At 63.9% G+C, this 12,721-nt stretch carries 7 protein-coding genes; all 7 read right to left on the minus strand.

The genetic code is table 11. The features are described from left to right. Positions 1-15: 15 nt before the first annotated feature. Positions 16-2,196 carry a BatA domain-containing protein gene (locus FIV42_RS08980; protein ID WP_141197352.1) on the minus strand — a complete coding sequence of 727 codons (2,181 nt, stop codon included), beginning with the start codon at positions 2,194-2,196 and terminating at the stop codon, positions 16-18. Beyond that, positions 2,193-3,089: a DUF58 domain-containing protein gene (locus tag FIV42_RS08985; protein WP_141197353.1), complete on the minus strand. Its 897-nt coding sequence runs from the start codon at positions 3,087-3,089 to the stop codon at positions 2,193-2,195. The genes FIV42_RS08980 and FIV42_RS08985 overlap by 4 nt, the downstream gene beginning before the upstream one ends. Positions 3,090-3,190: 101 nt before the next feature. Beyond that, a complete protein-coding gene (locus tag FIV42_RS08990) occupies positions 3,191-4,204 on the minus strand; it encodes an AAA family ATPase (protein WP_141197354.1) in 1,014 nt (337 codons plus the stop codon). 8 nt (positions 4,205-4,212) lie between these two features. Next, the gene (locus FIV42_RS08995) at positions 4,213-5,793 is read right to left on the minus strand and encodes a tetratricopeptide repeat protein (protein ID WP_141197355.1); all 1,581 of its coding nucleotides are present in this window, start codon (positions 5,791-5,793) and stop codon (positions 4,213-4,215) included. A 3-nt stretch (positions 5,794-5,796) separates the two neighbouring features. After that, positions 5,797-8,985, minus strand: coding sequence for a DUF4175 family protein (locus tag FIV42_RS09000; RefSeq protein ID WP_141197356.1), 3,189 nt, complete (start codon positions 8,983-8,985; stop codon positions 5,797-5,799). 161 nt (positions 8,986-9,146) lie between these two features. Further along, positions 9,147-10,637, minus strand: coding sequence for an aldehyde dehydrogenase family protein (locus FIV42_RS09005; RefSeq protein ID WP_141197357.1), 1,491 nt, complete (start codon positions 10,635-10,637; stop codon positions 9,147-9,149). A 96-nt stretch (positions 10,638-10,733) separates the two neighbouring features. Beyond that, positions 10,734-12,611, minus strand: a complete 1,878-nt coding sequence (locus FIV42_RS09010; protein ID WP_141197358.1) for a S9 family peptidase — start codon at positions 12,609-12,611, stop codon at positions 10,734-10,736. Positions 12,612-12,721: the final 110 nt, after the last annotated feature.

Consider the following 12,721-nt stretch of genomic DNA (forward strand, 5'->3'; position numbering starts at 1 on the left):
TCGATATCGACGAACTCACACCTCGACTTTCGGATCCTTTTGGAAGGTGATGCGGCGCCACACCTTGGCGAGCACGCTTCGGCGTGCGCCCAGGAGAGTTTCGAGCAGGAGCATCATCGTGATCGCGAACAGGATCGGCGGCCAGACGTTGACGCGGCGCTCGTTGGTGGGGATGGCGGCCTGGGCAGCTTCGCCGCCTTTGCCCTCGTCGGGTTTGGTCCACGGGTCGAGGGCGTTTTGGCCCAGCGGGTCGAGCTTGGACTCGTCGGAGTCGACGTTGGCCGCAAAGGAGAGCGCGTCGAGGCGATTGCGCGGGTTGTCCGCATCGCCCTGAGCCTCGTCGGAGTCGGCCCACACCTCGTAGAACCCGACATGCTCGGGCGCGAAGCCGACGGTGCCGTCGGTCGGCTCGAGCACGAGCCGCGAGTCTTCAGGCCCGTGGATGATCGCGCGCTCGTCGACCAGACCGCTGACGTCCAGAGTCAGCCGCTCGCCCACGACCGGGCGGTCCTTGCCCGCCGAGGTCGCCCGACGCGCCAGGTACTGCACGCTTCGGCGCATCAGCGGCAAAAAGGCAGTGCGCACCGGCAAGTCGGTCCACTCGCGATCGACCGTGGTCGTCAGCATGACCACGCGCCCGTCGCCGACCTTACGCTCGATGAGCGCGGGGGCGTTGTCCTTGTACGCCAGGATTTCGCGCGTCTCGGTCTGCTGGGTCGGCTCGAGCAGCATATAGCTGTAGACCTTGACCGACTGCAGCGACGAGCCGCCCGGCAGGTCGAAGATGCGAAAGATCGGGTGGTCGCGGTTGCCCGTGCCCAGCCGGGTGATCTTGACGGGCGCGTCGGGATCGTCGCGCTCGGCCAGCCGCTTGAGGCCGCGAAGCGGCTTGGGCAACAGCCCCTCCATCGTCTGGTTCCACGAGGTGGCGTCGATCTGGTCGCCCATCGTCACCAGGAGCCCGCCGCCGCCGTCGACGAATTGCTCGAGCTTGCCGGCGTTCGGCTGGCTGACCGTGGCCACGTTGGCCAACACGACCACGTCGAAGTCGTTCAGGTCGCGCCCGGCGAGGCCCTCGGGCGTGGTCATTTCGGGGATGATCGCGCTCTGACTCGTCGTGCCGGGGTTGAGCGCGCGCACCGCAAAATACAACTCGTCGGAGTAGGCGACGCTGCTCGGCTCGCCGTTGACCAAGAGCACGCGGATGCGCTCCTTGAGGTCGACGGCGAAGTAGTAGCGGTTGTCGATCTCGAGCGGGTCGTCGTTGACCAACTCCACGTAAGCCTCGCGCACTCCGGCGCCCTCGAAACGATGGCGGAAGGTGTGCGTCGAGGTCTTGCGGGCGGGCACGTCGACCAGGCCGCCGCCGATATCCTCGCCGTCGACGTTGAGGCGAAGCTCGACGCCCTTTTGGTCTTCGGGGCCGAAGTTGCGGACGGTCGCCGTGATCTTCCAGCTTCCGCCTTGGCCGCTATGCTCCTGCTCGTAGTCGACCGCGGTGATGCCCAGGTTCTCTGGCACGCTCTCGGCGTCGTCTCGCACCGACACCTGGCGTACGTCGTAGGGGATCTTCGCTTCGGGCGTGGGGCTGTCGGGGAAGCCGCCGCGGGCAAAATCACTGATCACGACGATGCGCTTGCTCGGAAGCTGCGACGACGAGAGCAAGTCACCGGCGGCGACCACCGCTTGTGACAGGTCCGCCGACGCATCGGTGGCCTGCAGATCAGAGAACGCCTCACGAATTTCGCCGTGGTCGCTCGTAAAGCGGGTCACCGGCCCGTCGATGGTGCTCGCCGTGATCAGCGTCGCCTCGTCCCACGGGCGCAGCTTGCCCAACTGCTCGTCGAACTGCTCGACGGTGTTCTCCCACCAACCGGCGTGCTGCATCGAGGCGCTGTCATCGACCACGAAGACGACCGCCGTCGGCAGCCGCTCGGAGGCGGTGACGCCCTCATCGCTCAAAAAGTACGGCTTGGCCAACGCCAGGGCGAGCGCGGCGATGACCAGCACGCGCAGCCCGAGCAGGAGCCACTGGCGCACCTTGACGCTGCGCGCCTCCTTTTTGTTCGACTCCATCAAGAGCCGAAGAGCCGGAAACTCTTGGCGGGTCGCCTTGCGGCGGTTGATCAGGTGGATGGCGATCGGGATCGCCGCCGCCAAAAGCCCCGCCAAAAAGAGTGGTTGCAGAAAACTCAAATCCGCCCCCTCAAGAAGGTCAGGCAGGTCTGCTCGATGGGTTGCGTGGTCGGAAAGCGCAGGTACTCGATGTCGGCTTGCTCACACTGCTGTTTGACGAACGCCATATGCTCGCGCATCCGCTCGGTGTAGGCGTCGCGCAAGTCGTCGACGTCGACGAGGAGCTCGCCCTCGCCCTCCATGCCTTCGAAGAGCATCATGCCTTCGTAAGGCAGGGTAATCTCGGCCGGATCGACCACGTGGAAGGCGGCGACGTCGAGGCGGCGGTGGCGCAGCACCTTCAACAGCTGCATCGCCTCGCCGTCGGCGTCGAGAAAGTCGCTGACGATGAACACCACGCTCCTGCGGTTGGCCCGCTCGGCGATGGTGCGAAGCGCGTGATCGAGGCCGGTCTTTCCGGCCGCCGGCTGGTTGTCGAGCAGGTAGAAGATATCGTCGAGGTGATTTTTGCGCGCGCTCGCCGGCAAAAACTGGCGCTGGTCGGCGTTGAAGCTGAGTGCGCCGACCGCGTCGCCCTGGCGCAGCAGAAGGTGGGCGAACGCCGCCGACAAGTACGAGGCGTAGTCGAGCTTGGAGATGGGCGCCTCCTCGCTCTTGAAGCGCATCGACCCAGACCCGTCGACGACCATGTAGGCGCGCAGGTTCGTCTCGTCCTCGTACTGCTTGACGTAGTACTTGTCGGTCTTGGCGTAGACCTTCCAGTCGATGTGGCGGATCTCGTGGCCCGGCGAGTACTCGACGTACTCGGCGAATTCGACCGACCCGCCGTGGTGCGGCGAGCGGTGCAGGCCGGCCAAGATCCCCTCGACGAGCATGCGAGCGCGCACCTGCATCGTGCCGAGCTCGTCGAGCACGGCCGGATCCAGGTATTGTTGGCGTAGTGTCTCAGTCATAGCTACCTTTTCCTCCCCGCCCGAAGGGAAGGGGAGGACCGAGGAGGGGAGCCCTCCTCCGCGAGCGAAGCGAAGTGGAGGAGGATCCAGGAGGAGGAAAATCAACTCTCCTCAACCAACCTCTTCACAATATCGTCCGTCGTCAGCCCCTGCGCCTCGGCCTGGAAGTTGGTCAGCAGGCGGTGGCGAAGGATCGGCAGGGCGAGCGCCTTGATGTCCTCGTTGCTCACCGTCAGACGCCCGTCCAAAATGGCGCGCGCCTTGCCGCCGATGACCAGGTACTGACTCGCGCGCGGGCCGGCGCCCCATCCGATATATTCTTTGACGTAGTCGGGCGCGTCGGAGCCGTCGGGGCGCGTCTTGCGCACCAGATCGACTGCATAGCGCACCACCTCGTCGCTCACCGGCACGCGTCGCACCAGATTCTGCAGCTCGAGGATGCGCTGGGCGTCCATAACCGGCTCGAGCTCGGCCTTGTAGCTCGAGGTCGTCTTCTTGACGATCATCACCTCGTCGTCGGCCTCCGGGTAGTCGACCGTAAGGTGGAACATAAAGCGGTCGAGCTGGGCCTCGGGCAGCGGGTAAGTGCCCTCCTGCTCGATGGGGTTCTGCGTGGCGAAGACCTGGAACGGAAGGTCGAGCTCGTAGGTCGTCCCGCCGGCAGACACCTCGTACTCCTGCATCGCCTGCAACAGCGCGGCCTGCGTCTTGGGCGGCGTCCGGTTGATCTCGTCAGCCAAGAGCAAGTTGCTGAACACCGGCCCCTTGATGAACTTGAAGAAGCGCTTTCCGGTAGCGTGGTCCTCCTCGAGGATATCGGTGCCGGTGATGTCGGCCGGCATCAAGTCCGGGGTGAACTGGATGCGGTTGAAATCGAGATCGAGCACCTCGGCGAGCGTGGCGATCAACGAGGTCTTCGCCAGGCCCGGCACACCCATCAGAAGGCAGTGACCGCGCGAAAACAGCGCCACCAGCAGGTGCTCGATGAGCTCGGTTTGCCCGTAGATACGCTTGCGAACCTGCGCCAAGATGGCCTCGCGGGCCTCGGCGATCTGGTCGACGTTTTCGAGCAACTCCTCTTCGGGGCTGCTGTCGGTTGTGAGATCGGTCGTCATTCGGTGTCCTAACTTACGAGTTTCGCAAACTTTCTGTACTTCTTCGCCATCTCGGCATCACCCAGCTTCTCGTACGCCTCGGCCAACTTCTCGTGGACCTCGGGGTCGAACGGGTTGATGCGCGCCGCCTCGGACAGGTACTCACGCGCATCTTCGTACTGGCCTAACGCCAGACTCGCCTTGCCCATTTCAATCCAAGCTTGAACGTAGCTGGGGTAGGTCTCCTTGACCGGCTCGAGGACCTCGAGGGCCTCTTTGGCTTTGTTCTCGTGCAGCAGACATTGCGCCTGGCGCGTGTGGAGCACGGGGTTGGTCTTGCCGAGCAGATGCGACGCCTTTTTGTACTGGACGAGCGCCGCGCCGTGGCGGTTTCTGGCCTGCAGCATCTCGCCCAGGTGCATGTGGTCGCGCGCCTCGGGCTGCTCGATTTCGTTGACCTCACTCTTCTGGGCGTTCTCCTCTTTGAAGAGCAACTTCTCTTCGTAGCCGCTGTCTTCGGGCAGGTCGGCCATCTCGCGCGTCTTGAGGTGGGCCAACCAATCCTTCTCGAAGTCCGCGAAGGGCTTGCCGACGGTCGTGGCGAACGCGGTCTTGGCGTCCATTCCCTTGTTGATATTGTCGAGCAGGGTGCCGAAGGCCTTCTCGCCGACCTGACCGCGCAGGTACTCCATGACGGTGTAGACCTGGGCGAAGGCCACCGCGGCGTCTTCCTGGCTGGGAAGCTTGGCCATCGACGGATGCATCTGCTCGAAGGTGATCAGGTTGTCGGACTCGACGCGCTTTTTGAGCAAGTTCTGGCTCGACGGGTTGAGCTTGTGGGCGTGCGCGCCGCGCCAGCGCCGCTCCAAGAATTTGGCCAGACCCTCGTGCATCCAGATAGGCACGCGGTTCTTGGTCTTGGTGTTGATGACGTAGTGGACGTACTCGTGCACGAGCGTGTCGACCCAGCCGTAGCCGCGGAGCAACGCGCGCGGGCTGGTGATCATCAGCCGGTTGTACTTGCACAGGGCGATCGTGCCCGAGGTGCGAATCTCTTGCTCGGTCAGGCTCGACACCTTCGCCAGGGTCGCCGTGCGCGGATAGACCTCCACGCGGATGGGCGTGGCCGGCTTGAAGCCGAGCTCGTCGCCGACCTCCTCGTAGGCGCGCTCGAGCGCCTCGGCGGCGAACGGAACCAGCACCTGGTCGCGCCCTTTGGGCACGAAGATCTCGAAGCGCCCCTTCGAGCTGGTGTACTTGACGTAGTCTTTGGTGACCTCGTGGGTCGACTTGATCAGGTCGCGCAGGTGGGTGAAGTGAGCCAGGTCGCCGCCGTTGGCGATCGCCTGGTCGAGCTTCTGGACCGCCTCTTCGTAGTCGCCCTGAAAGAAGTCGTAGCGCGCCTGAAGATACAGCACGTTCGGGTCGTCGCCTTTGACCTTGGCGAGCTTGCCGATCGCCTTTTGAGCCGCGTCCATCTCCCAGGCCGACAACAGATTGTTGACCTGCTCGAAGGACTCGGCCGACGCCGACGCAATGCCGCCCAGGCCCACCAGGAGCGCGACCAGCACCGACACCGTCACACGAGCGAGACGTAATTTAAGGTTCATTTCTCACTCCATGATCGACTTGTAGTACTGCTCGATCTCGGACTCGTAGCTGTCGAGCTTCTCTTCTTTCATTGCGTCCATGACGTCCTGGCGAAGCTCCTTGCCTGCTCGCTGGTCGTCTTGGCCGGGGATCTTGACCTTCTCGTCGCGCGTAGACTGCTGGCCTTGCTGCTGGCGCTTTTGCTTCTGGACGGCCTGCTTCATCTGCTGCTTGAGCTTGCCCAACTGCTCGAGCGCCGAGCGCTCCGAGTCGAGCCCGCGCTGGATGCGCCGCTTACCGAGGCTCTCCTGGGCGTCCTGCATCGCCTCTTGGGACTTCTGCATCGACGGCTTTAGCTGCTGCTCGAGCATCGGAAAGCGCTTGGAGGCCTCGCCGATCTTCTGCTCGAGCTTTTTGGCCTGCTCGGAGATCTTCTTCTGGCGCTCGGACAACTCCTGCATGCGCTGCTGGTTCATGTTGCCGAGCTTCTGCTGGGCCTGATCCATCATCTCTTCGAGGTCGTCGACGATGCGCTGGCCGCGCTCTTCGACGCCGTCGTTCATCTTGCGAAGCTCTCCGAGCTGCTCTTTCTGCTCGGGCGAATCGCTGTAGCGCTGCGACAGGTCGATGCGGAAGCGCAGCCGGCGGCTGGCCTCCTGGGCCTCGCGCGCCTTCTCGAGGCTCTGCTCGATATCCTTCTCCTCGAGCATCTTGTCGAGCTCGTCGAGCTTTTGCTCGACTCGCTTGATGCCATCTCGGTGGGTCTGCTCGGTGCCCTCGCCTTCCATCTTCTCGAGCGCTTGCTTCTGGCGCTCGACCTTTTGGCGCAGCTCCTTGGTGAACTCGTCGAGCATCTCGTCGATCTGCTCTTGGCGCTCTTTGGCGAGCTCCTTGTTGAGCTGGGCGGTGTCCTCCTCGAGCTTCTTCTCGGCCGCCTGCAGGTCGTTGACCTGGTCCATCAGCTCGCCAACTTTCTTGTCGAGCTCGCTCAGCCCCTGCGGCTGGGCCTGGCCGAACTGCTCATTCATGTCCTGAGTGAGCGAGTCGAGGTTCATCTCCATATTCTCCAGCGCCTTCAACGCCCCGTCGATGTCGTCGTTCTCGAGCATCTTCTCGATCTGCTGGAGACTGTCGGCCATCTTGCGCGAATCGCTCTCGAGCTGCTGCTGCTTGATGGCGTCGAGGTTCATGTGCTCCTGGGGGAGCTTTTGCAGCTGCATCTGCATGCGCTGCATCAGCTCGCTCATGCGCTGGCGCATGCGCTGGATCTCACGCAAGATCGCCTTTTTGAGTTCGGGATCTTTGGTCTCTTTGTACTTTTTGAGCAGCTCTTTGAGCCGGTCTTTGAGCTCCTTGATATCCTCGGCGGTCGCCTTGATGGCCTCCATCTTCTGGCTGGCCAAGAGCTCCTCGAAGCGCAAGATGCCCTTCTCGAGGGTGTCCTCGGCGCGCGAGGCGTAGTCAGCCACGCGCTGAGCGCGCCCCGTCGACAGGCCGCCGTTTTGCATGGCGGTGCTCGCCATCGTCATGGTGCTCTGGCCGTCGTCGTGCAGCTCGACGAGCTGCTTGTGCAGCGCCGAGAAGAGCGTGAAGTCGCGCTCGAGCATCAACGGATCTTCTTCGAGCTTGTCGACGAGCTCGCCCATCTGGTCGAGGATGCGCTTTTGCTCGGTCTGCAGCTTCGCCAGCCGGCCGACGCGCTTGGTCAGCTCGCCGGAGGCTGTCGAGACGGGCACCACCTGATGCCAGGTGTCGTCGGAGCGCACCTCGCGCTCGCCCATCGGGCTCTCCAGGTAGGTCGCCAGAAGACCGAGGAGCTCCTCCAAGATCTTTTGCTGGTCGGCGATATTCTGCAGGTGCTTGTCTTCGGGGCTCGACACGCGCAGCCGAATCGGCTGGCTCTGGCCGGTGCCCGGGCCGGTGAGCGTGTTGTTGTCGACCGCCTCGATGTAGAAGACGACCACGTCCTTGGGCTGCAACGACAAGGGCGTCAGGTCGAAGCGGATCTTGCCGCTCGTCTCTTTGGGCGAGTTGGCCAGCTCCGGAAGGTCGAGCTTCTTTTTGCTCGCGTTTTCCTGACCGCCGGCGAAATGCCAGACCCGCGCCACCGACTCGAGGCCGAAGTCGTCGGAGACCTCGAACTCGATTTCGAGCACGTCGTCAGGGCTGACCTCCAGCTCACCTTCGTGCGAAGTGACGGTGACCTTGGGCGCGTTGTCGGGCAACAGCTCGATCTTTCGCTCGGCGCCGTCTTCGACGACAGTGCCGTCATCGAGGGTGGCCCGAAAGTGGTAGGTTCCCGGCTCGAGGGCGACAAACGACCCGCGAAGCTTGCCGTGAGGCCCCTTTTCGAGCTTCTCCATCACAATCTTGTTGGTGCCCTCCCCCGTCTCGAGAACCAGCTCGATCTGCTTGGTGTTGGGGATGAGCGGATAAGCCTCGATGGCGACCTCGGTGCCGACCATCGTCTCGATATGGCCGGTCGAAAAGGCGTCCATCTTGCGCCCGAGACCGGTGTAGGGCGGCGTCGAGTAGTAGATATACAAATCGCCGACGATGGGGCGAATATCGGGATCTTCGGCTTTCTCGGCGGCCGTCTTGGCAAACGGCGAGTTGAGAACCTTCAGCGTCCAGTCGGCGTCGACGAGCAGCGGCACGATGAGCAGCGTCAGGCAGCCGGCCAGCGACATCGCCGGGGCGACGAGTTCACGGCGTGGCAGAAGGTGTGCCAGATGGCCGTGCTCGGCCTTCGACAAGACTTTACTCACGGTCCGACGCACATGCGCGCGGGCCATCGTCGTGCTGAACTCGAAGTTGTCGTCGCCGTCGAGCAGCTTCTCGGCAAATTCGAGCGCGGCGACCAGGTCATTGCGAAAAGCAGGATGGTGGCGTTGCAGGAGCGTCGCCACCCCCTCGACGTCCCCTTTGCCCGCTTGCAAGCCCAGCCAGGCGACGATGGCGCCCAGGGTCGCGGCCACACCGCCCACCACGAGCACCCACTTGGTCACCCCGGGGATGAATTGCGGGACGAGCGCGCCCAGCAACAGCGCGCTGAGCACCACCGCGCCCAGCGTCACCAGATACCAGAGCGCCCCCTCGAAGACGATCGGGCGGCGCCAAGCGCGCCCGGTCCTGTGCAGGATCGCGCGCAGCGCGCCCAGATCCTTTTCGAGAGAGGCGTTGTCGGGAAGTTGTTCGGAATGGTCGGCCATTACGGCTTCAAATCGGGTTTGGGATGTCGAGTAGTGAAGGCCTTGCTGAAATTGGCGTTGCGAATCGAGCACGCCTTACGAATAACGGACCTTCGCCAATCCAACCCTTCAACAGGCTCGCGCGCCTGATTTAATCCATAAACCTCAACGGAATCGGCGGCCTACTCCAGATACGACAGCGGCCCCGACTCGAGGCTCTCGGGCTGCCAGCCCGGCTCCTGTCGAAGCTGGGCCTGCGGGTAGGTGCAGTAGAGCCCTGCCAGAAGCGCCGAGGGGCGGTGGTTGCCCGACTTTTTGATGCCCCCGAACGGCAGGCGGCTCGACGCACCGCACGTCGACCGGTTCATGTTGAGCACGCCGGCGCGCAGCCCATACGACAGGTTCTCGAAGCGCTCTTCGTCGGCGGTGAACACGCTCATCGACAACCCGTACTCGGTGGCGTTGGCCACGCGGACGGCGTCCTCGTCGTTGTCGACGACGTAGACGACGATGTCGGGGCCGAACAGCTCGCGGCCCTGGTGTGAGCCGGTCGCGTCGACCGACTTGGCCAACCACACCGACGGCTTGACGAAGTAGCCGTCCAGATCACTGCGAGCGCGTCCGCCTTCGAGCAGGGGCACGAGCCTGCCGCCCTCGTTGTCGCGCTGGGCCTGCAGAAATTTGTCGAAGCCCGACCCGCTGGCCAGCGGGCCCATAAAGGCCTCTTCGTCGAGCGCATCGCCGGTGGTCACCCGCGTCGACAGGTCGCGCAAGCAGTCGATGAACTCGTCGGCGACCTCGTTTCGCACCACCACCCGGCTCGTGGCGCTGCAGCGCTGACCGGTGGTCAGATACGCCGCCAGGCCCACCTCGTGGACCGCCTGCATCAAATCGGCGTCCTCGAGCACCACCGAGGTATTCTTGCCGCCCATCTCGAGCGCCAGCAGCTTCCAGTAGTGCTCCTCGGTGGCCTGCTTGATGCGAAGCCCGGTCTCCCAGGAGCCCGTAAAGAGCACGCCGTTGACCCCACGGTGGCCGGCGAGCTCGGCGCCCACCTCACCTTTGCCCTGCACGAGGTTGATGACGCCGTCGGGAAAGCCCGCCTCTTGGGCACACTCGAAGTACAACTGCATGCACCCCGGCGCGAGTTCGGAGGGCTTGACCACCACCGTGTTGCCGTTGATCAGCCCGGGGATGATGTGCCCGTTGGGAAGGTGCAGCGGGAAGTTGAACGGCCCGAGCACGCCCAGCACGCCCAGCGGGCGGTGGCGATAGCTGCCGTTGGCCAAGCCGTCGGGGTGCACCTCCTGGGTCAACTCGAGCCCCGGCCCGCACATAATCTCGATCTTGGCGGTCAGCGCGCCCGCCTCGGTCCGAGCCTCCCAAAGAGGCTTTCCGACCTCGCGGGCGATGATGTGCGCCAGGTCTTCTTTGCGCGCGGCGAGCGCCTCTTTGAAGCGCTCGAGGTACGGCATGCGCCCCTCGACGCCGAGCCGATCCCACGCCGGCAGCGCCTTTTTGGCCGCCTGGACCGCCTCGTCGACCGCCGAAACCGCCCACGGCGCGCTGAAGACGGTCTCAGACGTACGACATGGGTTCTCACGCACGATCTCGCCGTCCGATGAGGTCACCGCGCGCCACTTCCCATCAATGAAGTTGCCTTTGTAGTCCATGTCCGCCTCTCCGCCCGGCTCCGCTTCGCTTCGCCGGGGGCTATCAAAGAATTTTGCTCCGCCCTACGGGCTCGGCTTCTCAGGTTGATTGGTGGCTCATTTGAAGATCACGTATTTCTTCAGGAAATCCATGACCGCTCCGTAGAAGTGCTCGATCGTCTCCGAGCGGCGCCAGCCATGCCCCTCTTCTTCGTAGATATGATACTCGTGAGGCACCCCGCGAGCGGCGAGCGTCTCGACCATGGCCTCGGCCTGGTTCTGGGGGACGACTTTGTCCTTGCCCCCTTGGAAGATCGCGACCGGATCTTCGATGCGGTCGGCGTTGAACAGCGGGGAGCGCTCGCGGAACGTCTCGCTCGCCTCGGGCAACTCACCGACGAGCATGTCGTTGTAGTGTGACTCAAACTTGTGCGTCTCCATCGACAAAGCAAATAAATTGGAGATGCCGTATTTGGAGATGCCGGCCGCAAACGTGCCCGGATGACTCACCAACGACTGCAACACCGTATAGCCGCCAGCGCTTCCTCCCATGATCACGATGCGCTCGGCGTCGGCCAGGCCCCCGTTGATCAAGAAGTTCGCCCCGCTGACCGCATCTTCCACATCGAAGATGCCCCACTGGCCGGCCAACGCATCGCGGTACTCGCGCCCGTAACCGGTGCTGCCGCGGTAGTTGACGTCGAGCACCGCGAACCCGCGGGTGGCGAAGAACTGGTTGGCCGCCTCGAAGCGCGCGGTGCGCTGGGAGGTCGGCCCGCCGTGGATCATCACCAGCGCCGGCGGCTTGCCGTCGGCCTCGAATCTCGGGTTGGTCGGCGGGTAGTAGTTTCCGTAGATCTCGACCGACTCGCCGCCGCTCTGCGCAGTCCAGCTCACCGGCTCCATCTCGGAGAGTTGATCGGCCTCGAGGCGCTCGGCCGAAGAACGCCGCGCCACGCGGGCCGGCTCGTCGGGGCTCCAGGTGACCACGCGCGTCGGGATGCGACTCGACGAGGCGATCATCCCCAGCGTTCCGTCCGGCGACATCGCCAACTGGCCCAAGAAAGTGTACTCGCTCAGGCCGCTGACCGTCTCGGAGGCGCCGTCCAACGACACCTCGAGCAGGTCCATCTCGCCCTTCTCGTTGCGAATGGCGTACAGCCCCGAGCTGTCGGGCTTCCAGATATAGGCGCGAATTCCCTGAATCCAGGCCGGCCCGCCCACCTCGAAGTTGCCTTCGGTGAGTTGCTCGACCTCGCCCGTTTCGGTGTCGTGAACGTACAGGTGCCACCAGCCGTCGCGATCGCTCAGGTAGGCGAGCTTTTGGCCGTCGGGGGAGAACTCCGGCTGCATAACCGAGACCGATTCACCGCCGGCCACCCGTTCGGTGCCGATGACGAACAGCCCATTTTCGCCCAATTTGAGGGTACCTACGTGCAACTCGGTCTCGTCCCAGGGCATATTCGGGTGATTCCACGACACCCAGGCTAGGTGGCGCCCGTCGGGCGACCACTGCGGCTGCATATAGAAATCATCACCCGACACCAGCTTGATCGGCCATTGGTCTCCGGCGCTGTCGACCGCGGCGAGCACGTCGTTGTGGCCGTCGGTGTGCACGTAGACCACCCAGTCGCCGTCGGGCGAGACCACCGGTGAGGCGACGCTTCCATGAGCCGGCGTGAGCGCGCGCGGATTGCCCGTGTCGAGCCCAACCCGGTAGAGGCGGCCGTCGGAAGCGGCAAAGTAGACGCTGCGGCCGTGCACGCAGAATTCGCCGCCGCCGTAACCCACGCCCCCGGAGACACGCTGCTCGCGGGTCAAATCGCGGGCGGCCTCGTCACCTTTGGCCACCAGAACGCCGTGGCCGTCGCGCGACTCGAGCCACACCAAGGTGCCGTCCGAGGTCCAACCGACGTCCTTGAGTCCCAGATCTCCGGCCATCGCCTTGGCGGACAGGCCGCTCGACCACAGCCCATAAGGTTTCTTGGTCTTCATCGTGCAGAGTCTCGTTTTATTCGCAGTTATTGTTACTCGGAGGCCAACTTAACCAAGTTGAGGCGAAATTGGAAATTGTGTGCGCTTGGTCGGTTCTTAATGCCCCCTCC

It is taken from the genome of Persicimonas caeni (assembly GCF_006517175.1).
GTDB lineage: Bacteria > Myxococcota_A > Bradymonadia > Bradymonadales > Bradymonadaceae > Persicimonas > Persicimonas caeni.